27 protein-coding genes are annotated in these 25,373 nt (G+C 69.1%); 19 read left to right on the top strand and 8 right to left on the bottom strand.

The window, feature by feature from the left end; all coding sequences use genetic code 11:
• Positions 1-30: 30 nt before the first annotated feature.
• Positions 31-840: a protein-disulfide reductase DsbD domain-containing protein gene (locus tag EIP85_RS09145; protein WP_127901877.1), complete on the top strand. Its 810-nt coding sequence runs from the start codon at positions 31-33 to the stop codon at positions 838-840.
• Between the two features lie 4 nt (positions 841-844).
• Here EIP85_RS09145 and EIP85_RS09140 read toward each other — a convergent pair whose 3' ends face one another.
• On the bottom strand, positions 845-1,522 hold the full coding sequence (locus tag EIP85_RS09140; protein ID WP_127901876.1) for a DUF2270 domain-containing protein: 678 nt from the start codon (positions 1,520-1,522) through the stop codon (positions 845-847).
• Positions 1,523-1,835: 313 nt separating this feature from the next.
• Between EIP85_RS09140 and ccoG the strand changes: the two genes are divergently transcribed.
• Genes ccoG through ccoS form a run of 4 tightly spaced genes read left to right on the top strand, consistent with a single transcriptional unit; the run spans position 1,836 to position 6,151 of the window.
• The gene (ccoG, locus tag EIP85_RS09135) at positions 1,836-3,293 is read left to right on the top strand and encodes a cytochrome c oxidase accessory protein CcoG (protein WP_127901875.1); all 1,458 of its coding nucleotides are present in this window, start codon (positions 1,836-1,838) and stop codon (positions 3,291-3,293) included.
• A gap of 16 nt (positions 3,294-3,309) precedes the next feature.
• Positions 3,310-3,771 (top strand): FixH family protein, encoded by a 462-nt coding sequence (locus tag EIP85_RS09130; protein ID WP_127901874.1) that lies wholly within the window; start codon positions 3,310-3,312, stop codon positions 3,769-3,771.
• Between the two features lie 4 nt (positions 3,772-3,775).
• Positions 3,776-5,989 carry a heavy metal translocating P-type ATPase gene (locus EIP85_RS09125; RefSeq protein WP_241559936.1) on the top strand — a complete coding sequence of 738 codons (2,214 nt, stop codon included), beginning with the start codon at positions 3,776-3,778 and terminating at the stop codon, positions 5,987-5,989.
• 3 nt (positions 5,990-5,992) lie between these two features.
• Positions 5,993-6,151: a cbb3-type cytochrome oxidase assembly protein CcoS gene (ccoS, locus tag EIP85_RS09120; protein WP_127901873.1), complete on the top strand. Its 159-nt coding sequence runs from the start codon at positions 5,993-5,995 to the stop codon at positions 6,149-6,151.
• 18 nt (positions 6,152-6,169) lie between these two features.
• On the opposite strand, the gene EIP85_RS09115 is transcribed toward ccoS, so the two are convergent.
• From EIP85_RS09115 to EIP85_RS09105, 3 genes are all read right to left on the bottom strand, one after another.
• A complete protein-coding gene (locus tag EIP85_RS09115) occupies positions 6,170-6,853 on the bottom strand; it encodes a fumarylacetoacetate hydrolase family protein (RefSeq protein ID WP_127901872.1) in 684 nt (227 codons plus the stop codon).
• 85 nt (positions 6,854-6,938) lie between these two features.
• Positions 6,939-8,615: a D-alanyl-D-alanine carboxypeptidase family protein gene (locus EIP85_RS09110; RefSeq protein WP_338325345.1), complete on the bottom strand. Its 1,677-nt coding sequence runs from the start codon at positions 8,613-8,615 to the stop codon at positions 6,939-6,941.
• Between the two features lie 242 nt (positions 8,616-8,857).
• On the bottom strand, positions 8,858-9,559 hold the full coding sequence (locus EIP85_RS09105; protein ID WP_127901871.1) for an HAD family hydrolase: 702 nt from the start codon (positions 9,557-9,559) through the stop codon (positions 8,858-8,860).
• 218 nt (positions 9,560-9,777) lie between these two features.
• On the opposite strand from EIP85_RS09105, the gene clpS reads away from it, so the two are divergent.
• Together clpS and EIP85_RS09095 are read left to right on the top strand one after the other, a co-directional pair.
• On the top strand, positions 9,778-10,119 hold the full coding sequence (gene clpS, locus EIP85_RS09100) for an ATP-dependent Clp protease adapter ClpS (protein WP_127901870.1): 342 nt from the start codon (positions 9,778-9,780) through the stop codon (positions 10,117-10,119).
• Between the two features lie 81 nt (positions 10,120-10,200).
• Positions 10,201-11,187 (top strand): class I SAM-dependent methyltransferase, encoded by a 987-nt coding sequence (locus tag EIP85_RS09095; protein ID WP_127901869.1) that lies wholly within the window; start codon positions 10,201-10,203, stop codon positions 11,185-11,187.
• 15 nt (positions 11,188-11,202) lie between these two features.
• Here the strand turns inward: EIP85_RS09095 and EIP85_RS09090 are convergent, their stop codons facing one another.
• Positions 11,203-11,616, bottom strand: coding sequence for a hypothetical protein (locus EIP85_RS09090; RefSeq protein ID WP_127901868.1), 414 nt, complete (start codon positions 11,614-11,616; stop codon positions 11,203-11,205).
• 121 nt (positions 11,617-11,737) lie between these two features.
• Here EIP85_RS09090 and hemF point away from each other — a divergent pair, with 121 nt between their 5' ends.
• Both hemF and EIP85_RS09080 read left to right on the top strand, forming a co-directional pair.
• Complete coding sequence (gene hemF / locus EIP85_RS09085) at positions 11,738-12,628, top strand: oxygen-dependent coproporphyrinogen oxidase (RefSeq protein WP_127901867.1); 891 nt, start codon at positions 11,738-11,740, stop codon at positions 12,626-12,628.
• Positions 12,629-12,780: 152 nt separating this feature from the next.
• Positions 12,781-13,215, top strand: coding sequence for an outer membrane lipoprotein (locus EIP85_RS09080; RefSeq protein ID WP_164871684.1), 435 nt, complete (start codon positions 12,781-12,783; stop codon positions 13,213-13,215).
• A 98-nt stretch (positions 13,216-13,313) separates the two neighbouring features.
• Here EIP85_RS09080 and EIP85_RS09075 read toward each other — a convergent pair whose 3' ends face one another.
• Complete coding sequence (locus EIP85_RS09075) at positions 13,314-13,925, bottom strand: LysE family translocator (RefSeq protein WP_127901865.1); 612 nt, start codon at positions 13,923-13,925, stop codon at positions 13,314-13,316.
• Positions 13,926-14,040: 115 nt separating this feature from the next.
• Between EIP85_RS09075 and EIP85_RS09070 the strand changes: the two genes are divergently transcribed.
• Positions 14,041-14,649, top strand: a complete 609-nt coding sequence (locus EIP85_RS09070) for a nucleotidyltransferase family protein (RefSeq protein ID WP_127901864.1) — start codon at positions 14,041-14,043, stop codon at positions 14,647-14,649.
• Positions 14,650-14,653: 4 nt separating this feature from the next.
• On the opposite strand, the gene EIP85_RS09065 is transcribed toward EIP85_RS09070, so the two are convergent.
• Complete coding sequence (locus EIP85_RS09065; protein WP_127901863.1) at positions 14,654-15,106, bottom strand: Lrp/AsnC family transcriptional regulator; 453 nt, start codon at positions 15,104-15,106, stop codon at positions 14,654-14,656.
• Between the two features lie 73 nt (positions 15,107-15,179).
• Here EIP85_RS09065 and EIP85_RS09060 point away from each other — a divergent pair, with 73 nt between their 5' ends.
• The gene (locus EIP85_RS09060; protein ID WP_127901862.1) at positions 15,180-15,773 is read left to right on the top strand and encodes a LysE family translocator; all 594 of its coding nucleotides are present in this window, start codon (positions 15,180-15,182) and stop codon (positions 15,771-15,773) included.
• A gap of 42 nt (positions 15,774-15,815) precedes the next feature.
• Positions 15,816-16,745: a hydroxymethylbilane synthase gene (gene hemC / locus EIP85_RS09055; protein WP_127901861.1), complete on the top strand. Its 930-nt coding sequence runs from the start codon at positions 15,816-15,818 to the stop codon at positions 16,743-16,745.
• 9 nt (positions 16,746-16,754) lie between these two features.
• Here hemC and EIP85_RS09050 read toward each other — a convergent pair whose 3' ends face one another.
• Entirely contained in the window at positions 16,755-17,813 is a 1,059-nt protein-coding gene (locus EIP85_RS09050) for a LacI family DNA-binding transcriptional regulator (protein ID WP_164871683.1), read from the bottom strand.
• A gap of 195 nt (positions 17,814-18,008) precedes the next feature.
• Here EIP85_RS09050 and EIP85_RS09045 point away from each other — a divergent pair, with 195 nt between their 5' ends.
• The 7 genes from EIP85_RS09045 to EIP85_RS09015 all read left to right on the top strand — a co-directional run bounded on the left by EIP85_RS09045 (position 18,009) and on the right by EIP85_RS09015 (position 25,364).
• Positions 18,009-19,253 (top strand): ABC transporter substrate-binding protein, encoded by a 1,245-nt coding sequence (locus tag EIP85_RS09045; RefSeq protein ID WP_127901859.1) that lies wholly within the window; start codon positions 18,009-18,011, stop codon positions 19,251-19,253.
• A gap of 137 nt (positions 19,254-19,390) precedes the next feature.
• A complete protein-coding gene (locus EIP85_RS09040) occupies positions 19,391-20,275 on the top strand; it encodes a carbohydrate ABC transporter permease (RefSeq protein ID WP_127901858.1) in 885 nt (294 codons plus the stop codon).
• Complete coding sequence (locus EIP85_RS09035; RefSeq protein WP_127901857.1) at positions 20,272-21,159, top strand: carbohydrate ABC transporter permease; 888 nt, start codon at positions 20,272-20,274, stop codon at positions 21,157-21,159. The genes EIP85_RS09040 and EIP85_RS09035 overlap by 4 nt, the downstream gene beginning before the upstream one ends.
• A 4-nt stretch (positions 21,160-21,163) precedes the next feature.
• Positions 21,164-22,255 (top strand): ABC transporter ATP-binding protein, encoded by a 1,092-nt coding sequence (locus tag EIP85_RS09030; protein ID WP_127901856.1) that lies wholly within the window; start codon positions 21,164-21,166, stop codon positions 22,253-22,255.
• Positions 22,256-22,338: 83 nt separating this feature from the next.
• Positions 22,339-23,100 (top strand): sugar phosphate isomerase/epimerase family protein, encoded by a 762-nt coding sequence (locus EIP85_RS09025; RefSeq protein ID WP_127901855.1) that lies wholly within the window; start codon positions 22,339-22,341, stop codon positions 23,098-23,100.
• An 8-nt stretch (positions 23,101-23,108) separates the two neighbouring features.
• Positions 23,109-24,251, top strand: coding sequence for a Gfo/Idh/MocA family protein (locus tag EIP85_RS09020; RefSeq protein ID WP_127901854.1), 1,143 nt, complete (start codon positions 23,109-23,111; stop codon positions 24,249-24,251).
• A 57-nt stretch (positions 24,252-24,308) separates the two neighbouring features.
• A complete protein-coding gene (locus EIP85_RS09015) occupies positions 24,309-25,364 on the top strand; it encodes a sugar phosphate isomerase/epimerase family protein (RefSeq protein ID WP_127901853.1) in 1,056 nt (351 codons plus the stop codon).
• Positions 25,365-25,373 lie beyond the last annotated feature (9 nt).

Here is a 25,373-nt window from a genome sequence, read left to right as displayed (position 1 = left end):
AAGCCGCCCGGAGCGGCCCATCTTCTGCCGATGCGCAAGGCTTTCGCCCTTTTCCTCTGCCTGCTGTTGCCCTCGGGGCCCGCCGCCGCCGCGCCGCCAACCTCGGCCGCCGAGGTGGTGCAGGCGCGGCTGATCCCGGGCTGGCGGACCGCCGCGGGACACCAGATGGCGGCGCTGGAGATCCGGCTGGCCGATCACTGGAAGACCTATTGGCGCGCGCCGGGCGATGCCGGAATCCCGCCGCGGTTCGACTGGGCGGGGTCGTCCAACCTCTCCTCTGTCGCGATCCACTGGCCGGCGCCGCGGGTGTTCGAGCTGAACGGGCTGCAGAGCGTGGGCTATCTCCACGACCTCGTGCTGCCGATCGAGTTCACGCCGAAGGCGCCGGGCCAGCCGGTGGCGGTGCGGGCGAAGGTGGATATCGGCGTCTGCAACGACATCTGCATCCCCGTCGAGTTCGATCTGAGCGCCGAGCTCTCTGGCCCGGGGGGCGAGGTGCCGGCGATCCGACAGGCACTGGCCGAGGTGCCGGAGCCGGCGGCGCGGGCGGGGCTTTCGGGGTTCCACTGCAGCGTCCGGCCGATCAAGGACGGGCTGCACCTGACCGCGCATATCGCGCTTCCGCCGGAGGGCGGCAGCGAGGTGGCGCTTTTCGAGACCGGCGATCCGTCGATCTGGGTCGGGGCCAGCAGCACGAAGCGTCAGGGGGCCGAGCTGGTCGCGGGGGCGGACCTGGTGCCGGCGGATGCGGCGCCGTTCCTGCTTGACCGGTCGCGGGTGCGGATCACCGTGCTGGGCCGAGACCGGGCGGTGGAACTGACGGGCTGCCCGGCGGGCTGAGCCATCAGCCCATCGCGGGCGTGCCGCCTCGGGCCCGGATGCGGCGGGCGTCGCGGCGACCGATCCAGAGCGCCAGCGCCGCCCAGCTGAGGATGTAAACCCCGCCGGCGGCCAGCACGACCTCCCCCGGGAACGGCCCGATATCGGCGCGCGAGACAAGGTGGTGCCAGCTGTCGATCGGGGTCGGATGCACGATCAGCTTGCCGAGATAGGCGAGCGACTGGATCAGCAGGATCCAGAGGTAGTTGGAGCGGACCCGCCGCGCGATCGCGACCATGTAGGAGACGTGGTAGGCGGGGTTGCGGTAATCCTCGGCCAGGGTCTTCTGCCAGCCCTCCTCTGTATGCAGGTCGCCCTCGGCCAGCATCGGCACGAAAAACTGAGTCTCCAGCCAGCGGGAGCGGCCGCGCCAGACCGAGAAGTAGCGGTAGCGCCGGGCCTCCAGCGCGAGGAAGAGCATGATGAGGATGCCGACCAGGATCAGCGGCAGGGGCGAGGCGTTGGGGTTCGAGAAGGTGATCGAGAGGGCGACGCCCAGGGTGACGACCGACCAGTTGGTGGTGGTATCGAGCCGGGTTCGCCAGACCGTGGAGCGGTAGACCTCTGCCCGGTAGAGATGGGCCAGCGCGCCGATCTCGGCGGCCGAGAATTCCACCGTATCGCCGGCGTGGCGCTTTTCCATGGTGCCCTCCCCCGATCGGATGCCCGCGGCCCGGACTTCACGACAGAGTGACAGGGGCGGGCGGCCGGGTCAAAGGCCGCGTTTCGCAGGGAGAGGCGGGGTGTGGGCGGGGCGGACGAGTGCTGGCCCGGCGGGCTGCGCCCGCTGTTTCGGGCCGGAAGGCTGAGTATTTGGGCCAAGAAGAAGCGGGGGGAGGCCGGCTTTCGGCCTGGGGCGCGGCAGAAGCGCGCGGGGCCGGATTTCATGCATCCGCAATCCGCTTTTTGACGCATATCAAGGAAGCGTGAAGTCGCGCGCCCCATACCGGGCAGGCATGCGAGAATCACCGGAGCCTACAGTGTCCTCTTCGGAAAATCCTGACCAGCAGGCCCTCTATGCCGCGCGGGAGCCGGTCTTCCCCCGCCGCGTGAAGGGCAAGTTCCGAAGCCTCAAATGGTGGCTTATGGCCGTCATGCTGGGGATTTACTACGTAACCCCCTGGATCCGCTGGGATCGCGGGCCGAACCTGCCGGACCAGGCGGTGCTGCTGGATCTTGCCGGGCGGCGGTTCTTCTTCTTCTGGATCGAGATCTGGCCGCACGAGTTCTATTTCGTCGCGGGCCTGCTGGTGATGGCCGGGCTGGGGCTGTTTCTCTTCACGTCGGCTCTCGGCCGCGTGTGGTGCGGCTATGCCTGCCCGCAGACCGTCTGGACTGACCTCTTCATCCTGGTCGAGCGCTGGGTGGAGGGCGACCGCAACGCCCGCCTCAGGCTGTTCCGGCAGAAGTGGGACCTCCGGAAGGCCCGGCTGCGGGCGACGAAATGGTTCCTGTGGCTCCTGATCGGGCTCGCCACCGGCGGGGCCTGGATCTTCTACTTCGCCGATGCGCCGACGCTGGCGCAGCAGCTGGTCACCGGCACCGCGCATCCGATCGCCTATTCGACCATGGGGATCCTCACCGCCACGACCTTCTTCTTCGGCGGCTTCGCGCGCGAGCAGATCTGCATCTACGCCTGCCCCTGGCCGCGCATCCAGGCCGCGATGATGGACGAGGACACGATCACCATCGGCTACCGGTCCTGGCGCGGCGAGCCGCGCGGCAAGCACCGCAAGGCGGAAGGCGCCTCGACCCTCGGCGACTGCATCGACTGCTCGGCCTGCGTCAACGTCTGCCCGATGGGGATCGACATCCGCGACGGCCAGCAGCTGGCCTGCATCACCTGCGGGCTGTGCATCGACGCCTGCAACGACATGATGGACAAGGTCGGCAAGCCGAGGGGGCTGGTCGGCTACATGGCGCTGACCGACGAGGGGCGCGAGCGGTCGGGCGCGGCGCCGCGTCCGATCTGGGCCCATGTCTTCCGCCCGCGCACCATCCTTTACACCCTGCTCTGGGCCGGGATCGGCGTCGGCCTTGTCGTGGCGCTGTTCCTGCGCCAGCCGATCAGCCTGACCGTCGCGCCGGTGCGCAACCCGATCTACGTCACGCTGTCGGACGGGGCGATCCGCAACACCTATGACATCCGCATCCGCAACCAGGAACACACGGCGCATCCGTTCCGGCTGTCGCTTACCTCCGCCGCGCCGCTGAGCCTGTCGGTGGAGGGCGCGAGCGGTGCCGAGGCGACGGTGCCGGCGGACGAAACCAGGATTCTGCGCGTCTACGTGCTGGCCGCGCCGAAGAGCGCCGCCGCGGTCGCCGAGCGCACGCCGCTGACCTTCCGGGTGGAGGATACGGTGAGCGGGCAGGCGGCCGAGCAGGCGACTGTCTTCTTCGGCAAGGGTCATTGAGGGGGAGGGACCGGGCATGGGCAAGCTGACCGGGCGCAAGGTTCTGGCGATCGCGATCTTCTGGGTGGCCGTCGTCTTCGGGGTGAATTTCACCATGGCCTACCAGGCGGAGAAGAGCTTCCCCGGCCTCGAGGAGGAGACCGGCAACGGCTATGACGAAAGCCAGGCCTTCGACCAGATCATGAAGGCGCAGATCGCGCTGGGCTGGAAGATCGACCTCGCCTATGCCGGCAAGGCGCTGAAGGTGACGTTCCAGGGTACCCGGGGTCAGGTGCCGCAGGTCGCGGCGATGGACCTGCTGATCGGGCGGCCGACAGAGGCGAAGGACGACCAGCGCCCGATCTTCGCGCAGGACGGTCCGGTCTTCGTGGCGCGCCCGGTGACGCTGGCCCCCGGCAAGTGGATGGTCAAGATCAATGCTCGGGCCAAGGACGGGACCGAGTTCCACCAGCGGCTTGCGCTGATCGTGGCGGAGTAGGGCGGTGACCGAGACGCTTTCCGCCGCTGTCCCCGCCCCTGCGACCACCCCGGCCTCGGCCTGCCCCGCCTGCCTGGCCGTGCCGGCGGCGGAGGATCTGGCCCGGCGCGCGGCACCGGGAGAGGCGCGGCTGATGCTGTCGCTGCCGACCGCCCATTGCGCGGCCTGCATGAGCACGGTGGAGCGGGGGCTGGCGAAGCTGCCGGGCGTGCATGACGCGCGGGTAAACCTGACGCTGAAGCGGGTCGCGGTGGCGGCGGAGCCCTGGGTGACGGCGGAGGGGCTGATCGCGGCGCTGGACCGGCTCGGCTACGAGGCGCATGAGCTGGACCCCGGCAGCCTGACACCCACGCGCGCCGATCGCGCGGGGCGGGAGCTTCTGATGCGGCTGGGCGTCGCGGGCTTCGCGATGATGAACGTGATGCTTCTGTCGGTCGCGGTCTGGTCGGGGGCGGAGGGGCCGACGCGGATCCTTTTCGAATGGATCTCTGCCGCGATCGCGCTGCCGACGGTGATCTTCGCGGGCCAGCCCTTCTTCCGCAACGCGGCCACCGCGCTGAAGGCGGGGCGGCTGGGGATGGACGTGCCGATCTCGCTTGCCATCCTGCTGGCCACGGGGCTTTCGCTCTACGAGACCGCCGAGGGCGGGGGGCATACCTATTTCGATGCCGCCGTGGCGCTGACCTTCTTCCTGCTGGCCGGGCGCTACCTCGACTATCGTACGCGGGCGGTCGCGCGCTCGGCCGCGGCGGAGCTGGCCGCGCTGGAGGTGCCGCGCGCGCTGCGGATGGAAGGGGGCGCGGAGGTGGCCGTCGCCATCGCCGATCTGCGGCCGGGAGACCTGGTGCGGGTGCGGCCGGGCGCGCGGATGCCGGTGGATGGCGTGGTCGTCGAGGGGACGAGCGAACTTGACCGGTCGCTTCTGACCGGGGAGAGCCTGCCGGTCTGGACCGGACCGGAGGCGGTGGTGAGCGCGGGCGAGGTGAACCTGACCGGGCCGCTGACCGTGCGGGTGACTGCGGCGGGGCAGGACAGTTCGCTGCACCGGATGGCCGATCTGGTGGCGGTCGCGGAAAGTGCGAAGAACCGCTACACCTCGCTCGCCGACCGGGCGGCGGGGATCTATGCGCCCGGCGTGCATCTGCTGGCCTTCGCGAGCTTCCTCGGCTGGCTTTGGCGGACCGGCGGCGACGTGCATCTGGCGCTGAACATCGGGGTGGCGGTGCTGATCATCACCTGCCCCTGCGCGCTGGGCCTTGCCGTGCCGGCGGTGGTGACGGCGGCCTCGGGGCGGCTGTTCCGCAAGGGGCTTCTGATCAAGGACGGCACCGCGCTGGAGCGTCTGGCGGAGGTCGATACGGTCGTTTTCGACAAGACCGGGACGCTGACGCTCGGCGCGCCGGAGCCGGTGCGGCTGGACGCGCGGGCGCCGGAGGACCTGGCGCTGGCGGCGGCACTGGCCGCGGCCTCGGCCCATCCGCTTGCACGCGCGCTGGCCACCGGGGCCGCGGCGGCGGGGGTGGCGCCGGCGGCGGTCGAGGACCTGCGCGAGGTGCCGGGCTACGGCGTCGAGGGCCGGTACCGGGGACGCGTGGTGCGGCTGGGCCGGGCCGAATGGGTCGGGGCCGCGCCGCTGGCGGCGACGGCGACCTATCTGGACCGCGGCACCGGCGCGGCGGTGGGATTTCCCTTCACGGACCATCTGCGGCCCGGGGCTGCGGCGGCCGTGGCGGCGCTCAGGGCGCAGGGGATGGCAGTGCGGCTGATCTCCGGCGACGCCGAGGCGGCGGTGGCGGAGCTGGCCGGGCGGCTTGGCATCGCGGACTGGACGGCCGGCGCCCTGCCGGAGGAGAAGGCCGCCGAGGTCGCGCGGCTCGCCGCCGAGGGGCGCCGGGTCCTGATGGTGGGCGACGGGCTGAACGACACGGCGGCGCTTGCGGCGGCGTATGTCTCCGTCTCGCCGGCCTCGGCACTCGATGCGGCGCGGGTGGCCTCGGACATCGTGCTGCTGGGGCAGGACATGGCGCCGGTCGCCGAGGCTGCGCGGGTCGCGCGGCGCGCGCGGCGGCGTATCCGGGAGAATTTCGCGGTCTCCGCGCTCTACAACGCCGTGGCGGTACCGCTGGCGGTGCTGGGGCTCGCCACGCCGCTGATCGCGGCGCTGGCGATGTCGGCGTCTTCCATCACGGTATCACTCAACGCGCTAAGGCTGAGGTGAAGAATGACGGTTCTGGCCTATCTGATCCCGATCTCGCTGATGCTGGGGGGCATCGGCCTCGGCGCCTTCATCTGGTCGCTGAACTCCGACCAGTACGACGACCCCGAGGGCAATGCCCGCCGCATCCTGCGGCCGGATTACGACGACCACCCGAAGCCCTGATGGGCCGGGGGCCGGCCCTCAGGCGATGGTGGTGCTGACGCTGCCGATCCCCTCGACCTCCACCACGCAGGTATCGCCGTGCACCAGCGCGCCGACCCCGGCGGGGGTGCCGGTGTAGATCAGGTCGCCCGGGCGCAGCGTGACGAGCCCCGAGAGATGCGCGATCACGTCCGCGACCGGCCAGATCATGTCGGCCAGGTCGGCCGACTGGCGTTCCGCGCCGTTGACGAGGCAGCGGATGCGGCCGGTGAAGGCGCGCCCGTCATAGGGCGTGAGCGCGCCGCAGACTGCCGAGGCGTCGAAGCCCTTCGCCATGTCCCAGGGCCGCTTCATCGCCTTGGCCTGGGCCTGCAGGTCGCGGCGGGTCAGGTCGTTGCCCGCGGCGCAGCCCCAGATATGCCCGAGTGCCTCTGCGACCGGGATATCCGCGCCGCCCTTGCCGAGCGCGACGACGAGTTCTGCCTCGTAATGCAGGTCGGCGGTGGCGGGGGGGTAGGCGACGGTCGCGCCATCCTCGACCAGCGCATCGGCGGGCTTGGTGAAGAAGAACGGCGGTTCGCGGTCCGGATCGTTGCCCATCTCGCGCGCGTGTTCGGCATAGTTGCGGCCGACGCAGAAGATGCGGCGGACGGGGAAGCGCAGCGGGCTGCCGGCGACGGGCAGGCTCGGTTGCGGCGGAACGGGAATTGCATAGTCGGTCATCGGCACCTCCGCCGCCTTCCTGCCGTGGCAGGGGCAGGGGCGCAAGACCCGATCAGCGCGGGAAGATCAGCGCAGCGAGATCAGATCAGGGCGAGAGCGAGAAGCACTGGATCGCGCGGGCCTGAAGCCGGGCGCAGGCGAGATCGGCCTGGCGATGGGTGAGGCCGACGAAATTCGCCTCGTAGCCCGAGGAGCGGTCCACCACCTTGCGCAGCGCCTGGTCGAGGACGACCGGCTCTGCCAGCGCGGTGCGCAGCAGCACCTTCTCGGCCGCCGCGCGGCTGCCGAAATGACCAAGCGTGATCGCCCAGTCGCGCCCGCCGGAGGTGGAGAGACGGCTGACGACTTCCGGCGCGGCGGCCGGCTCGGCGGCCTTCGGGGCCGGTGCGACGGAGGCGAAGACGATCTCGGGCCGGGCCTTGGGCGCGGCGCGTGGCGGGACCGCGCTGGCGGAGGAGGTGGGCTCGACGCTCTGGATCGTGGCGTTGCTGACGGAGGCCTGGGTCTGGGCACTGCCGCTGGCCCCGGTAATCGTCACCTCCGAGGCGTTGACCGGCTCGCCGTCATTGTCGGCCACGGCCTCGGCCATGGTGGCGTAATGCGGGCGCGGCGCGGGGGTGAGGCTGGGCTTCTCAGGATCGGCGGAGGCGACCTGGGTCGGATCTGCGGCGGGCTGCTGGAGGCTGGCGGGCCGCGGTTCCGGGGTCACGGCGACGGTGGCGGGCGCCATCGGCGAAGTGGGGGCGGCCGAGGCTTCGGCCGTGGCGATGGCGGCGGCGACCGGGGCCGCGCCAGAGGCGGCGGCGGGCGGCTGGGCGGTGGAGGCCGCGGCGGCGGCGACGGCCACGGCAGCGGCGCTGGCCGTATCCGGGCGCGGGGCGGGCCGGGGCGAGCTTGCCACCAGCACCGAATCCTGGCCCGGCCAGCCATAGGGGATGTGGCTGAGGTCGGGCTTCACCGGCGGGCGCAGCGCCACGTTCTGCGGCGCGCGCTTGAAGCCCATGTTCAGAAGCTCGGTCATCTTCTTGTTGCGGGCGGCGACGGAGGGCTCGCCGAAGATCACGCCGATCAGGCGGACATTGCCATGCACGGCCGAGGCCACGAGGTTGAAGCCCGAGGCCCAGGTGAAGCCGGTCTTCAGCCCGTCGGCGCCCGGGTAGGAGCGCAGGAAGGCGCGGTTGGAGCTGTAGACCTCGGCCACGCCGGCGAAGGTCTTCTGCCGGCCGAAGATGTTATAATACTCGGGGAAATCGTAGATCAGGTGCCGCGCGAGGATCGCCATGTCATGCGCGGTCGTCAGGTGGCCGCGCATGGTCAGCCCGTTGGCGTTCTTGAAGGTCGAATTCATCATCCCGAGCGCCTTGGCCGTCGCGGTCATGCGCTTGCCGAAGGCCTCGCCGCTGCCGGAGAGTGCGTCACCGATGGCGGCGGCGGCGTCGTTGGCGGATTTCACCGCGGCGGCGCGGATCAGGTAGCGCAGGGCGAGCTTCTGGCCCGGGTGCAGGCCGAGGCGCACCGGCTCCTGGTCGGCGGCATGGCGGGTGATGGTGACCGGGGTGTCGAGCGAGATCTCGCCGCGGCGGATCGCGTCGAAGGTGATGTAGAGGGTCATCATCTTCGTCAGCGAGGCCGGGTGAAGCCGGGTGTCGGCATTGTCCTGGTAGAGGATCTTGCCGTCGCGCGCGTCCATGACCATGGCCGCGTAGGGCGCGGCCATCGCCCGGACGGGCACCATCAGCGCGAGCACCAGGGCCCACGCCACGAGAAGATTCACCTGGAAGGTTGATCGGACGCACTGCGCCGGACGTGCCCGCACGATCCTGGCCCCTTTTTCCTGCCTTCTACGCCCCGTCTTGCGCGGGGCCTTGCTGCTTCGCGACAGAATAGCAGAGCGCCGACTCGCCGAAAACCCGTCATTTCAAAGCGATTCGGTGGGAAATTCACGTCTTGATGAGCCGGAAGGGATCAAAACAGGAACGCGCGGTGTCGGGAATATGGCGGGCGCTACCCCGCGAGGCGGTCGAGCGCGTCGGGAAGCTCTGCCAGGCGGGCGAGCCGCAGGTAGCGCGGGGCGTCGGTGGGCTCTTCTGCCGCCTCGAATTCCCAGGTCAGCTCGTGGGGCACGTGGACGCCCCAGCCGCCGGCTTCCAGCATCGGCACCACGTCGGAGCGGAGCGAGTTGCCCACCATCATCGCGCGGTCCGCGCCCTCGCCGTGGCGGGCGAAGATCTCGGCATAGCTCTCCGCCGTCTTGTGGCTGACGATCTCCACCCCGTCGAAGAGATCGCCGAGGCCGGATTGGGCGAGCTTCCTTTCCTGGTCGAGCAGGTCGCCCTTGGTGATCAGCAGCACGCGGTAGCGGCCAGAGAGCGCCTCGACGGTCTCGCGCGCGCCGGGGAGAAGCTCGATCGGGTGCTCCAGCATCTCGCGGCCGGCGGCGACCAGGTCCGCAATCACGGCGGCGGGCACGCGCGCCTCGGTCACCTCGATCGCGGTCTCGATCATCGAGAGCGTGAAGCCCTTGATGCCGAATCCGTAGTGCCCGAGGTTGCGCCGCTCCGCCGCGGTCAGCCGCGCCATCAGGTGGTCGGGTGCCGCGTAATCCGCCAGGAGCGCCGCGAAACGGTCGTGAGTCAGCCGGAAGAACCGCTCGTTCTGCCAGAGCGTGTCATCCGCATCGAAGCCGATTGCCGTCAGACCGCCCATCGCCGCCTCCCCTCGCGCAGTGTCATCCTGGCCCGCATACCCCCGCCGGAGGCCGTCCGCCACCCCGGCCCGGTCCGCCGTCTGCCCCGATGCGCGGCATCATTTCCTGCACTCTCGATGCAATTCATCCTATCCGGGCCTTTTCTGCCGACCCGTCGGGGTTATAATATGGCACCAGCCCAAAGTCAGAGCCGCAAGAGCAAGAGCCCGGAGCAAGGATGAGTTCATCCCACCTCATGATGTCCACCCGCAAGGACGGCAGCGACGACGACGCTTCCGTCCTGACCAAGACGCGGGCGAAGACACAGCGGCCGCCGCTCTACAAGGTGCTGCTTCTGAACGACGATTACACGCCGATGGAATTCGTCGTGCATGTGCTGGAGCGGTTCTTCGGGCTTTCCCACGCCCAGGCGTTCGAGATCATGCTGACGGTCCACAAGAAGGGACTCGCCGTGGTCGGTGTCTTCTCCTTCGAGGTGGCGGAGACGAAGGTGGCGCAGGTGATGGATTTCGCCCGCCGGCACCAGCATCCGCTGCAATGCACGATGGAGAAGGAATAGGGGGATAGGGAATCGGGCCCGCAGGCCCGCCCGCCGCCCATGCCGCTTGCGGCAGCGCCACGGGCGGGGTAGCAGGCGCTCATGCGTTCCGCCCGTCTTTCCCATGCGCTTTCCACCGGCGCGCTTACCCTGCCCGAGGGACCCGTGGCCGTGTTCCGGCCGCAGGCGTCCGATGACCTTTCCGCCCTCGGGCGCGAGCGGGTCCGGGTGATCACCGGCTTCAAGCCCGATTACGACAGCTTCGCCGTGCGCGGCTATGCCGTGGCGGTGGCGCCGGAGGGCAGCTATGCCGCGGCGCTGGTCTGCCTGCCCCGCGCGCGGGCCGAGGCGCGGGCGCTGATCGCGGCGGCGGCCGCGCATCTGCCGAAGGGCGCCCCGCTGATCGTCGACGGGCAGAAGACCGACGGAGTCGACGCCATGCTGCGCGAGCTGCGCGGCCGGGCCGAGGTGGGAGAGGCAGAGGCCAAGGCCCATGGCAAGCTGGCCGTCGTCGCCGCGCCGGGGCCCGAGGCTTTTTCCGACTGGGCCGCCGCGCCGCTGGAATTGCCCGAAGGGTTCCGGACGCTGCCGGGCGTCTTCTCGGCCGACGGGGTCGATCCGGCCTCCGCCATGCTGGCCGCCGCCTTGCCCGCGAAGCTGCCGCGCCGGGTGGGCGATCTTGGCGCGGGCTGGGGATACCTGGCCCGGGCGGTGCTGGCGCGCGAGGGCGTCGAGAGCCTCGAGCTGATCGAGGCGGAGGCCGACGCGCTGGACTGCGCCCGGGCCAATGTCACCGATCCCCGGGCGCGCTTCACCTGGGCCGATGCGACGCAGGGGCGGCCGGGGCCGTTCGACGCGGTGGTGATGAACCCGCCCTTCCACAACGGGCGGTCGGCCGATCCGGCGCTGGGCCTGGCCTTCATCCGCGCGGCGGCGCATGCGCTGACGCCCTCGGGCACGCTGTGGATGGTGGCGAACCGGCACCTGCCCTACGAAGCGGCGCTGCGCGAGGCGTTCCGCGAGGTCGAGGAGGTCGCCGGCGACACCCGCTTCCGGGTGCTGCGCGCGGCGCGTCCCCAGAAGCGCTGACCGTTCCGGCCCCGATTACTCCGGATAGGTGGCCTGGCAGGCGGCGATGGCCGGGCCGGCCCTGCGGTTCAGCTCTGCCCGTTTTGCCTTGAGGCCCGCGAGGGTCCTTTTGGTCTGCGCGAGGTCGATGGCGACGGGATGGGTGGTGGTCTGCACCGTGTCCTGCCAGCACATGGTCGGGCCGGGTTCGTCGTGCCAGCCGTCGCGGCCGTGGAAACCGCGGCGCGGCGGCGGGAAGCAGGGCCGCCACAGCGGCACGATGGTCTGGTGTTCCTTCAGCGCGTAGCCGCGGTCGAGGTCGCCCTCAAGCTGCGCGATCAGTTGGTTGACCACGGTCAGGTCGTGGGTGGCGTCGGCGATGCAGCGCTCGCGCGGGGTGGCGCAGGCGGCAAGCGCGAGAACGGGCAGCAGCAGAGCGAGGCGGCGCATGGGATCCTCCGGATATGCCTGCATTCTCGCCCGGCGCGGGGCGGCCGCCAAGTGAATTCGGGCCTTGCGGCCTGTCGCCGGCGGCGGGAGGATGCCGCCGGACGAAAGCGAAGGGGCCGGAATGGCGGAGGAATTCGACGAGCGGAAGGCGCGGGCCTCGGACTGGTTCCGGGCGCTCAGGGACGAGATCGTGGCCGCCTTCGAGGGGCTGGAGGAGAGCCAGGCCAGCGGGCCCTTCGCCGGCCTGCCCGCGGGCCGGTTCGAGGTGACCGAAACCCGCCGCGCCTCTGACGACGGATCGGATGCCGGGGGCGGGCTGATGAGCGTGATGCGCGGCGGGCGGGTGTTCGAGAAGATCGGCGTCAACGTCTCCACCGTGCATGGCCGGCTGGGCGCGGCGGCGCAGACGGCGATGGCGGCGCGGGGCGTGCCGGGGATGGCGGAGGATCCGCGGTTCTGGGCCTCTGGCATCAGCCTGGTCGCGCATATGCAGAACCCGCATACGCCGGCGGTCCACATGAACACGCGGATGTTCTGGACGCCGTCTGCCTGGTGGTTCGGCGGCGGGTCTGACCTGAACCCCTGCATCGAATATGCCGATGACACCGCCTTCTTCCACCGTGTGCTGCGGGACCATTGCGAGATGCATTCGGCCGAGTACTACCCCCGCTTCAAGGCCTGGGCGGACGAGTATTTCTTCGTCCCCCACCGTGGCCGGGCGCGGGGTGTGGGCGGGATCTTTTACGACGACCTCAATACCGGCGACTGGGAGGCGGATTTCGCCTTCACCCAGGATGTGGGCCGCGCGTTCCTGCCGGCCTTCCTTGGCGTGACGAAGCGGCGGCGGGACATGGCCTGGGACGAGGCCGACCGCGAGGCGCAGCTGATCCACCGCGGGCTTTATGCCGAATACAACCTCGTCTACGATCGGGGCACGAAATTCGGGCTTGCGACGGGGCATGACGCGAATGCGGTGCTGATGAGCCTGCCGCCGGTGGCGAAATGGCCCTAAGACGGTGACGCGATCACGCCGACTCAAGTATGCTCAATGGCAGGAGATTGCCGATCGCTACGCCGCGATTTGCATTCTGCGCAGGTAACGTCAAGATTCGCGCAATCGGTGCCCTTCGGCACGTCAGAGGAGTACGATCTATGAAGAAACTCTTGCTCATCGCGCCGCTTTGCCTGATCGGGCTGGCAGGCTGCGACAACATGGCGGGGCCGAGCTATTCCAGCACGCCCGCCGTGCAGCAGGCGGAAACGGGTGTGATTGTCGGCGTGCGCACGGTCCAGGTGGCCGGGGCGAACAGCACCGCCGGCGGCGCGATCGCGGGCGGCCTTGCTGGCGCCGTGATCGGGAATCAGTTCGGCAAGGGCTCGGGCAATGCGCTGATGACCGGCGCGGGTGCCATCGGCGGCGCCCTGCTGGGTCAGCAGATGGCCAACAACATGGCCCGCCCGCAGCTGTCGCGGCAGTGGACGGTGCGGCTGGACGGTGGCGGCTCGGTCGCCGTGATCCAGAATTCCAACAACCTCTATGTCGGCCAGCACGTGCGCCTGGTGCAAGATTCGAACGGGGCCCACCTCGAGCCGATGTAAGGCCGGCGGGGCGGCGCGGCCCCTTGACCCGCGCCGCCCCGGCCCTGCTTTCGAGGCCCCGCTCCGGCGGGGCCTTTTGCACTTCGGGGGCAGCGCCCTCAGCGCGCGGCGATCAGCCCGGCGGCGCCGGCCATGATCCCGGCGCTCATCCGGTTCGCCACCTTGAGCGCGCGCGGGTTCCTCAGCAGGCGTCGGGCCCGGGTCGCCAGCGCCAGCCAGCTGAGGTCGACCGCCACCAGCACCGAGACCGCCGTCGTCGTCAGCGCCGCCCAGCCGCCGAGTCCGACATGCGACAGGTCGATCAGCGTCGGCACGAGGGCGAGGTAGAAGACCATGATCTTGGGGTTGCCCAGCGTCACCGCGAGGCCGGCGGCGAACATGCGCAGCGGCCGCGCGCGCTCGGGCAGCGCCTCGGTCCCCAGTTCGGTCGGCGCGTGCCACATCTTCCAGGCGAGGACGAGGAGATAGGCCGCCCCGGCCCACTTGAGCACCAGGAAGGCGGTCTGGAAGTGATGGGCCAGCGCGGTCAGCCCCCAGACGGTGCAGGAGATCCAGATCGCCTCTCCCACCCACATCGCCGCGACGAAGGGCAGCACCTCGCGCGGGCCGCGCGAGACGGTGCGGGCGACGAGGGCGGCGATGGAGGGGCCGGGGGCGGCGGCCACCACGGCCAGCGTCGAGGCGAAGATGAGAAGCGAGGCGAGGGTCATGGCGATCTCCCGGAGGACGACGCAGGCTGGGGTCGGGGCGCGCGCAAGTCAAGGCGGGGATTCACGCCGGCGCCCGGGGCGGATAGGCTCTGGTCCTGCGCAAGGGGGAGGGGCGATGGCAGAGGATCTCAGAGCGCTGGCCAATGCGCCGCTTTCCCGGCAGGCGGCGGCGCTCGCCGGATTCATCGAGGGGCATCCGCAGCTGATGCCGGTGCTGCGGCTTCTGCGGGACCTGGAGCTGCCGGACGGCTGGCTCGTCTCCGGGGCGATCTACCAGAATGTCTGGAACGCGATCACCGGGCGGCCGCCGGGCCATGGGGTGAAGGATTACGACCTGATCTATTTCGACGACGCGGACCTGAGCTGGGAGGCGGAGGACCGGGTGATCCGCCGCGCGGCGGCGCTTGGCGCGGACCTTGGGCTGGAGCTGGAGCTGCGCAACCAGGCCCGGGTGCATCTGTGGTTCGAGGATCGGTTCGGCTTCAAGGTGCCGCCGCTCGCCTCTTCGCTTCAGGCGCCGGAGCGCTATGCCTCCACCACCCATGCGGTGGCGGCGCGGCTGGACGCGGACGGGCGGGTGGAGATCGCCGCGCCCTATGGCCTGCGCGATATCTTCGCGATGTACCTGCGCCCCAACCGGCTGCTGCCGAACGGGCCGAGCCATGACGCCAAGGCGCGGCGGTGCCACGCGCTTTGGCCGGAGCTGACGGTGGAATGGGCGTGACCGGTCAGGCGCGCTCGTCCTTGGGCGAATCCATCACGACATAGGTGGTGATCGAGGTGACCTGCGGAAGGGTGCCCAGCGTCTCGGCATGGAAATGCTTGTAGGCGGCGATGTCGGGCACCTCCACGCGCAGCAGGTATTCGATCGTGCCAGTGATGTTGTGGCATTCCCGGACATGGGGGGAGAGGGCCATCGCCCGCTCGAACGCCTTCTGCGCCGCCTTGGTGTGCTCGGACAGGCCCACCGCGACATAGGCGGTGAAGCCGCCGCCGAGCGCGCCCGGGTCGATCACCGCGCGGTAGCCCTTGATGATGCCGCGCCGTTCCAGCTCCTGCACCCGGCGGAGGCAGGCGGAGGGGGAGAGGCCGACGCGCTCGGCGAGGTCCTGGTTGGGCAGGCGGCCATTGCGCGAAAGCTCGCGCAAGATCCGGGCGTTGGTGGCGTCAATATCGGTCATGGATTGCGAATTTCGCAGTGAATCGCCGCATATGGCAAGCCGATTGTTGCCGTATCCGCATAATCTTGCGTCCATGAACATGAACCTGCTTACCGCGCTTTTCGGCTTTGCCGTCGTGACGCTGTTCACGCCGGGGCCGAACAACCTGATGCTCATGGCCTCGGGCCTGAATTTCGGCTTCCGCCGCACGCTGCCGCATATGCTGGGCGTCGCGATGGGCTTTCCGCTGATGCTGGCGGCCATCGGGGCCGGGCTGGCGCAGGTGTTCGAGATCCTTCCGATCCTGCACCTGGTGCTGAAGGCGCTGGCGGTGGTCTTCATGCTGTGGCTGGCGTGGAAGATCGCCAATGCCGGCGCGCCGAAGGGGGCGGAGGCCGGGCAGCGGCCGCTGCGCTTCGTCGACGCGGTCGGCTTCCAGTGGGTGAACCCGAAGGCCTGGGCGATGGCGACCGTGGCGACCTCGGCCTACCTGCCGGTGCCGGGGCTGGCCGGTGTCGGGCTGGCGGCGGCGGTGTTCATGGCCTTCGGCCTCTGCTCTGCCGGGACCTGGGTGCTGGCCGGGCGGACCGTCTCGCGCTTTCTGAAGGCGGAGTGGCACCTGCGGCTTTTCAACATCGCCATGGCGCTTCTGCTGCTGGCTTCGCTCTGGCCGCTTCTGACCGAGTGACGGGGCATTGAAACGGCCCGCGGCTCCGCCTATGGCTGGGCCATGATACCCTTGCGCAAGATCCCGCTCCGCATCGGCACCCGCGGCTCGCCGCTGGCGCTGGCCCAGGCCAACGAGACGCGCGAGCGGCTGCGGGTGACGCATGGGATGTCGGAGGATGCCTTCGAGATCGTCATCATCCGCACCACTGGCGACCGGGTGCAGGACCGCTCGCTTCGCGAACTCGGCGGCAAGGGCCTGTTCACCAGGGAGATCGAGGAGGCGCTGGCCTCCGGCGCGATCGACATCGCGGTGCATTCGATGAAGGACATGCCGACGCTGCAGCCCGAGGGGCTGGCGCTGGACTGCTTCCTGCCGCGCGAAGATGTGCGGGATGCCTTCGTCTCGCCGGTGGCGGAGCGGCTGGCGGATCTGCCGGAAGGGGCCGTGGTCGGCACCTCCAGCCTGCGGCGGCGGGCGCAGCTGAAGCTGGCGCGGCCGGACCTGCAGGTGGTGGAGTTCCGCGGCAACCTGCAGACCCGGATGAAGAAGCTGGACGAAGGGGTGGCGGCGGCGACCTTCCTCGCGATGGCCGGGCTGAACCGTCTGGGGCTCGACCATGTCGCCCGCGCCGCCATCGCGCCGGAGGAGATGCTTCCGGCGGTGGCGCAGGGCGCGATCGGAGTGGAACGCCGCGCCGACGACAGCGAGACGGCGGCGCTTCTGGCCGCGATCAACGACGCGCCGACGACGCTGCGGCTGGCGGCGGAGCGGGCCTTTCTCGCGCGGCTCGACGGCTCTTGCGAGACGCCGATCGCCGGGCTCGCGCTGATCGAGGATGGCGAGATCTGGCTCAGGGGCGAGATCCTGCGGCCGGACGGGTCGGAACGGATCGCCGACGAGGGCCGGGCGCCTCTGGCGGATGCCGAGGCGCTGGGCCGGGACCTGGCGGCGCGGCTGCTGGCGCGGGCGCCGGAGGGGTTCCTGGGCTGAGCCGGCCTTTCAGATCGAGCGCACCGAGCTCCGCTCGATCAGTTCGCAATCCAGTTGTTTGTGCGCGCGCTTGCCCGGCCCATGCTCGATCATGTCGATCAGGAGCTGGGCCGCGGCGGCCCCCATCTGCTGGCGCGGCTGGCGGATGGTGGTGAGCGGCGGCTGCGAGATCTGGGCCAGCATGATGTCATCGAAGCCGATGAGGGAGACATCGCTCGGCACCGATAGCCCGAGATCGGCCGCGCCGAGGATGGCGCCGACGGCGGCCTCGTCATTGGCGCAGAAGATCGCGGTGGGGCGGTCGGGCAGCGAGAGCAGTTCGCGCGCGGCGGCGCGGCCCCGCTCGAAGCTGAAATCGCCGAGCGCCTCCAGCGCCGGATCCTGCGGCAGGCCCGCCTTGGCGAGGGCGTTCCAGTAGCCCTCCTGCCGCTGGCGGCTGATGATTCGCGCCAGAGGCCCGGTGATATGGGCAATGCGGCGGTGGCCGCGCTCCATCAGGTAGCCCATGGCCCGCTCTGCCCAGCCGACGTTGTCGACGAGGACCGAGGAGAGGTTCAGGGCGGGGTTGTCCTCCGACACCAGAACGATCGGGCTGTGCTCGGCCATCTTGGGCGAGATCCCGGCGGGCAGGTGGCCGAAGAGAATCACCAGCCCGTCGACGCGGCGGCCGAGGAACTGTTCGGAATAGAGCTGCTCGACCTCTTCCAGGCCGTCGGTGCCGCCGACCATCACTGACAGATGGTTTGCGCGGGCCACGGCCTCGGCGCCCTTGATCAGCTCGGCATAGAACGGATTGTCGAGGTCCTGCACGAGGATAAGGAGCGAGGTCGCCGCCCGGACGCGGAGCTGGCGGCCGATCAGGTTGGGGCGGAAGCCGAGTTCCTCGGCGATGCCGCGGACGAGGTCGCGGGTCTTTTCGTTGACCTGGTCGGGACGGGTCAGCGCGCGCGAGACCGTGGCCGTCGACACGCCCGCGCGGCGGGCCACGTCGGCCATGGTCAGGCGATGCGCGGGGCGCTTTTGTGCCGGTGCCGCCCGGCCGCCCGGCTTTGCCGCCTTGTCCTTCATGTCACTCGCCTTTCCGGCCGTCCGGCCGTTCCTATCGCCGCCTGCCCCGGCCGGGAAGCCCCGGTCGCGGGGACGAGCCGGTATAGGGCAGGACACGAAAAGGTTGCAATCGATTGCTTCTGAGGCTATAACTTCTGCAATCGATTGCAAGTGAGGAGGCAATCGAGGGACTACCAAAAACTCAGGGAGGATTACATGAAATCTCTTGCAGGCCGGCGTGTTGCCGGCATCGCCGGCATTGTGCTCGCCGCTGCGGCTGCGGGCCCGGCGAGCGCCGCGAAGAAGGCGGAAGTGATCCATTGGTGGACGTCGGGCGGCGAGCATGCCGCCGTCATGCAATTCGAGAAGGCCTTCGACGCCCAGGGCGGCAAGTGGGTCGACGCGGCGGTGGCCGGGGGCGGCGGCGACGCGGCCCGCACCGACGGCATCAACCGCATCATCGGGGGTAACCCGCCGACCGCGATGCAGTTCAACACCGGAAAGCAGTTCGACGAGTTAGTCTCCAACGGGCTCTTGCGCAACCTCGACCCGCTGGCCGCGAAATACGGCTGGAAGAAGGTTATCAACCCGGTCGTGCTGAGCGCGGTGACCCGCAACGGCCACATGTACGCGGTGCCGGTGAACATCCATTCGAATACCTGGCTGTGGTACTCCAACGAGGCGCTGAAGAAGGCCGGGGTGGAGCCGCCGAAGACCTGGGACGACCTGTTCACCGACATGGACGCGCTGAAGAAGCAGGGGCTGATCCCGCTGGCGCAGTCCGGTGACGCCTGGACCCAGGTTCTGACCTTCTTCAACGTGCTGGTCGGCGAGGGCGGCAAGGACCTTTACCTGAAGGTGATCAAGGACCGCGACGTGGCCGCGGTGAAGTCGCCGGAGTTCCTTAAGGTGGCCGAGACCTTCGGCAAGCTGCGCAATTACGTCGACAACGGCATGCAGGGTCGGCAGTGGAACCAGGCGATCGCGCTGGTGATCAACAACAAGGCCGGCTTCAACTTCATGGGCGACTGGGCCAAGGGCGAGATCACCCATGACGGCAAGGTGCCGGGCAAGGATGTCGGCTGCATCGCCGGGCTTGGCCATCACGTCTACTGGATCGGCGGCGACGTCTTCGTCTTCCCGAAGGTGAAGAGCAAGGCCGAGCAGTCGGCGCAGGACCTGCTGGCCAAGGTGATGCTGGAGCCGAAGGTTCAGGTTGCCTTCAACGACAAGAAGGGCTCCGTGCCGGTGCGTACCGACGTGTCGACCGCGGGCATGGACGCCTGCGCGCAGCAGGGGATCGCGCTTCTGCAGAAGGGGGATTACGTGCCGAGCTCGGATATCCTGATCTCGCCGGACGTGACCGGTTCGATCACCGACCTCGTGGCCTCGTTCTTCACCGACAAGAGCCAGACGCCGCAGCAGTTCGCCGACAAGTTCGCGAGCATCATCGGCGGCTGAGGCCGGTCCGGGGCCCGGGCGGGCATCTCTCCCCGCCTGCCCGGACGCCCCGGCCCCCGACCCGAGCGCCCCCGAAAGGGGCGCCCGGGCTGGTCCCGCGCACCCTTTCATCCGGTCCCACGAGCAGGAGGACGCCCGTGAAGCCCCTTCGCTTGCGCAATCTGACCCCGCAGGTCGCGCTGATCCCGACATGGGCGATCGTCATCTTCGCCTATATCGGCACGATCGTCTGGACGATCCGCATCTCGTTCACCAATTCCGGCATCCTGCCGCGCTACGACTTCGTCGGCTGGAAGCAATACGACCGTCTGTTCCACAGCCAGCGCTGGTCGATCTCGGTCGAGAACCTCGCGATCTTCGGCGTGCTGTTCATCGTCGGCTGCCTTGTGCTGGGTTTCCTGCTGGCAGTCTTCCTCGACCAGCGGATCAAGGGGGAGAGCTGGTTCCGCACCATCTTCCTTTACCCCTACGCGATGTCCTTCATCGTCACCGGCCTGGTCTGGGCCTGGATCATGAACCCGACGCTCGGCATCCAGCGGGCGGTGGAGAACTGGGGCTGGACCTCCTTCACCTTCAACTGGCTGTCGCGCGGGGACCGGGCGATCTACCTTCTGGTGATCGCCGGGGTCTGGCAGGCGGCGGGGCTTGTCATGGCGATTCTGCTCGCCGGCCTCAGGGGCGTCGACGAGGACATCTGGAAGGCCGCGCGGGTCGACGGGATCCCGGCCTGGCGCGTCTACCTTTCGATCGTCATCCCGATGCTGTCGAGCATGTTCGTGACCGCGATAGTGCTTCTCGCCATCGCGGTGGTGAAGCTCTACGACCTGGTGGTGGCGATGACGGGCGGCGGGCCCGGGATCTCGACCGAGGTGCCGGCGAAATTCGTCATCGACTATCTCTTCAACCGCCAGAACATCGCGCTGGCCACCGCGGCGGCCTCGGTCATGTTCGTGGCGGTGCTCGTCGTGCTCGGACCCTGGCTCTACAGCCAGTACTTCCGCAAGGGGAGGGGCGCGCAATGAGCCATCAGGAAAACGCCCGTGGCCCGAAGCCGAAGCGCCTGACGTCGAGCCGGATCGGCATCTATGCCTTCCTCGTGATCGCCGCGGCCTTCTTCCTGCTGCCCTTCTACGTGATGGTCGTGACCTCGCTGAAGGGTATGCCGGAGATCCTGAAGGGCAATATCTTCGCCCTGCCGGAAAAGCCCACCTTCGAGCCCTGGGTGATCGCCTGGGCCAAGGCTTGCACCGGGGTCAACTGCGACGGGATCCGGGTCGGCGTCATCAACTCCTTCAAGATCATGATCCCGTCCACCTTCGTGTCGATCCTGCTGGGCGCGATCAACGGCTACGCGCTGAGCTTCTGGCGGCCGAAGGGGGGCAACGTGATCTTCGCCATCCTCCTTCTGGGCGCGTTCATCCCCTACCAGGTGTACCTCTACCCGCTGGTGCGGATGCTTTCGCAGGTCGGGCTTTACAACACCCTGCCGGGGATCATCGCGGTCCATACCATCTTCGGGCTGCCGGTGATGACGCTGCTGTTCCGCAACTACTACGTTGCGGTGCCGATCGACCTCTTCAAGGCGGCGCGGGTCGACGGGGGCGGGTTCTGGACCATCTTCTTCCGGCTGATGATCCCGATGTCGGGGCCGATCCTCGTCGTCGCCGCGATCCTGCAGGTGACGGGGATCTGGAACGACTTCCTGTTCGGGCTGATCTTCGCCGGCCGGGACAACCTGCCGATGACCGTCGAGCTGAACAACATCGTCAACACCACGACCGGCACGAAGGCCTACGACGTGAACATGGCCGCCACGATCCTCACGGCCATGGTTCCGCTGATCGTCTACTTCGTCTCTGGCCGCTGGTTCGTCCGCGGCATCGCCGCCGGCGCCGTGAAAGGATAGGCCCATGGAACCTTCCGTCAGCATCCGTGACCTTCGCATCAGCTACGGCGCGCTGGACGTCATGCGCGATCTGCAGCTCGACATCCAGCCCGGGGAGTTCCTTGTCCTGCTTGGCCCCTCGGGCTGCGGCAAGTCCACGCTTCTGAACGCCATCGCCGGGCTGATCGACGTCTCCGACGGCGAGGTCTGGATCTCGGGCAAGAACGTGACCTGGGCGGAGCCGAAGGACCGCGGCATCGGCATGGTGTTCCAGTCCTACGCGCTTTATCCGCAGATGTCGGTGGAGCGGAACCTGAGCTTCGGGCTGCGCGTCTCGGGCCATCCGAAGGACGACATCGCCAAGCGCGTGGCGCGGGCGGCGGAGATCCTGCAGATCGAGCCGCTTCTGAAGCGCAAGCCCTCGCACCTGTCCGGCGGGCAGCGGCAGCGGGTGGCCATCGGCCGGGCGCTGGTCAGGGATGCGCAGGTTTATCTGTTCGACGAGCCGCTTTCGAACCTCGACGCGAAGCTGCGGGTGGATCTGCGGGTGGAGATCAAGCGGCTTCACCAGCGGCTCGAGAACACCATGGTCTATGTCACCCACGACCAGATCGAGGCGCTGACGCTCGCCGACCGGATCGCGGTGATGCAGGGCGGCGCGATCCAGCAGCTCGACGATCCGCTGACCATCTACAACCGGCCGAAGAACCTGTTCGTGGCGGGCTTCATCGGCTCGCCCGCGATGAACTTCTTCCACGGCGCGCTGGTCGAGGCCGGTGGCGGCCTTGCCTTCAAGGGGCAGGGGCTGGAGGTTCCGGTCGATGGCTACGAGACCTCCGGCCCGCTGGCCGCGGGACAGAAGGTGATCCTCGGGGTGCGCCCCGAGCATGTGCCCTTTGCCGAGGCGGCGGCCGGGCGGCCGGGCGCGGTGGAGGGCCGGGTCGAGCTGGAGGAGCCGATGGGTGCCGACAGCCTCGTCTGGCTGGCGCTCGGCGAGGGCCAGATGTCGGTGCGCTGCTCCTCCGGCAAGCGCTACCACCCCGGGGACCGGGTGCCGCTGGCCTTCGACATGACACGCGCCTCGCTGTTCGACGCAGACGGGCAGCACCGTCTCTGACACCCGGGCCCGCGCCCGGGGCGGGCGGGGGCCGACCGACCAACCGAAGCGCCCTGGAGGGGCGCCAGACCAAGGATAGGAAGATGACCGCGTTTAACTACCAGCTTTACTGCTCGCGCAACCACGGGCCGCTGCCGGAGACCCTGAAGATGCTGGCGGCGGCCGGCTATGCCGGCGTGGAGGGCTTCGGCGCGCTTTACGACAGGCTTGGCGCCGACGACCTTGCCCGCCTGCGGGCCGATCTCGACGCCCTTGGCCTTTCGATGCCGACGGGGCATTTCGGGCTCGACCTGATCGAGACCGATCCGGTCCGCACCATCGCCATCGCCAAGGCGCTGGGTGTAAGCGCGGTCTACGCGCCCTTCCTGATGCCGGCGGATCGGCCAGCAGACGCGGCGGGCTGGGCGGCCTTCGGCCGCCGGGTTCACGAGGCGGGGAGGCCGCTTCTCGACGCGGGGCTCGCCTTCGGCTGGCACAACCATGATTTCGAATTCAAGCCGCTTGCCGACGGGTCGCTGCCGATCGAGCACATGTTCGAGGCGGCGCCCGACCTGTCCTGGGAGGCGGACATCGCCTGGGTCGCGCGCGGCGGGGCAGATCCCTTCGCCTTCATCGAGCGCTTCGGGCCGCGGATCACCGCCGTCCATGTCAAGGACATCGCTCCCGCGGGCGAGAAGGCGGATGAGGACGGCTGGGCCGATGTCGGCACCGGCGTGCTGCCCTGGCCGGATCTGATGAAAGCGCTGCGGGCGACGCCCGCGAAGCATTTCGTCATGGAACACGACAAGCCCAGCGATGACGGCCGCTTCGCGCGCGCCTCGATCGCTGCTGCCAGCAAGTACTGAGGATCATCATGAGCAAGGAACTTGGCGTCGGGATCGTCGGCTGCGGCAATATCTCGACCACCTATTTCACCTTCGCGCCGCTGTTTAAGGGCCTGAACCTGGTCGCATGTGCCGATATCTCGGCTGCTGCCGCCGAGGCGCGGGCGGCCGAATACGGCGTGACGGCGCAGAGTGTCGAGGAACTGCTCGCCAACCCGGCAGTGGACGTGGTGATCAACCTGACCGTCCCGGCGGCGCATTACGGCGTGACCAAGGCGGCGCTGGAGGCGGGCAAGCACGTCTATACCGAGAAGCCGCTGGTGATCTCGCTGGAGGACGGCAAGGCGCTGCGGGATCTGGCGAAGTCGAAGGGGCTTTCGGTCGGGAGCGCGCCCGACACCTTCCTTGGCGGCGCCTGGCAGCATGCGCGGGCCGTGGTGGATGCGGGCGATATCGGCACGATCACCGCCGGCACCGCGCATGTGATGAGCCACGGGATGGAGCACTGGCACCCGAACCCGGATTTCTTCTTCCAGCCGGGGGCAGGGCCGATCCTCGACCTGGGGCCCTATTACATTGCCGGGCTGATCAACCTGATCGGGCCGGTGAAGCGGGTGGGCGCGCTGACCTCCATGGCGACGCCGACGCGGACGATCCTGTCCGAGCCGCGCAAGGGCGAGGTGATCCCGGTCGAGACGCCGACGACGATCCAGGCGCTGCTGGAGTTCGAGCAGGGCGCGAGCGTCACGCTGTCGGCGAGCTGGGACGTCTGGGCCCACCGCCACGTGCCGATGGAGCTTTACGGCACGGAAGGATCGCTTTTCCTGCCGGATCCGAACTTCTTCGGCGGCAAGGTGGAGATGAGCCGCCGCGACGGGCCGATCGGGGCGCTGCCCGACTGGAGCCACCCGCTTGGCATTCCGAACCAGCAGCACAAGCAGGGCATGATGGCGAACTACCGCACCGCGGGCCTTGCAGACATGGTGCTGGCCCTGATCGAAGGGCGCGAGGCGCGCTGTTCGATCGACCGGGCGCTGCACGGTGTCGACATCATGACCTCGATCCTCAGGTCCGGCGAAGAGGGGCGGTTCATCGACCTGACCACCACCTGCACCCGGCCCGAAGCGCTGGGGATCGAGGCGGCCTCGGCCCTGTTGCGGCCGGTCGCCTGAGACGCGCGGGTCCGGTCCCGGCCGCGCCCGTCAACCTGATACCGATGGAGAATTTGCATGAAAACGATCAAGGGCCCCGCCATCTTCCTTGCCCAGTTCGCGGGCGATGCGGCGCCGTTCGACACCCTTGACGGGATCTGCGGCTGGGCCGCGGGGCTCGGCTACAAGGGCGTGCAGATCCCGAGCTGGGACAGCCGGTTCATCGACCTCGAGAAGGCCTCCGACTCGCAGGATTACTGCGACGAGATCACCGGGACAGCGGCAAAGCATGGGCTGGCCGTGACCGAGCTTTCGACCCACCTGCAGGGCCAGCTCGTGGCGGCGCATCCGGTCTATGACGAGCTTCTGGACGGCTTTGCGCCGAAGCGGCTGCATGGCAATCCGAAGGCGCGGCAGGAATGGGCGGTGGACCAGGTGAGCCGGGCGGCGCGCGCCTCGCGCCGGATGGGCCTTTCGGCGCTTCCGACCTTCTCGGGCGCTTTGGCCTGGCCGTTTCTCTACCCGTTCCCGCAGCGGCCCGCGGGGCTGGTCGAGACCGCCTTTGACGAGTTGGCCCGCCGCTGGCGCCCGATCCTCGATACCTGCGAGGAGAACGGCGTCGATCTCTGCTACGAGATCCACCCCGGCGAGGACCTGCACGACGGGGCAAGCTACGAGATGTTCCTTGACCGCGTGGGCAACCATGCGCGGGCGAACCTGCTTTACGATCCCTCGCATTTCGTGCTGCAGCAGCTCGACTACCTCGATTACATCGAGATCTACCACGAGCGGATCCGCGCCTTCCACGTGAAGGATGCCGAGTTCGTCCCCTCGGGCCGGCAGGGCGTCTATGGCGGCTACCAGAGCTGGGTGGACCGGGCCGGGCGGTTCCGCTCGCTTGGCGACGGGCAGGTGGATTTCAAGCGCATCTTCTCGCAGCTGACGGCGCATGATTTCGACGGCTGGGCGGTGCTGGAATGGGAATGCGCGCTGAAACACCCCGAGGACGGCGCAAGGGAGGGGGCGGAATTCATCGCCGCCCATATCATCCGGGTGACCGAGCATGCCTTCGACGATTTCGCTGGATCGGGTACGGATGAAAGCGCCAACCGCCGAATCCTCGGCCTCGACTGATCCGGAGGG

It is taken from the genome of Solirhodobacter olei (genome assembly GCF_004010155.1).
In the GTDB taxonomy this organism is placed as follows: Bacteria; Pseudomonadota; Alphaproteobacteria; order Rhodobacterales; family Rhodobacteraceae; genus Solirhodobacter; species Solirhodobacter olei.
This window is presented reverse-complemented; position numbering and strand designations above follow the sequence as displayed.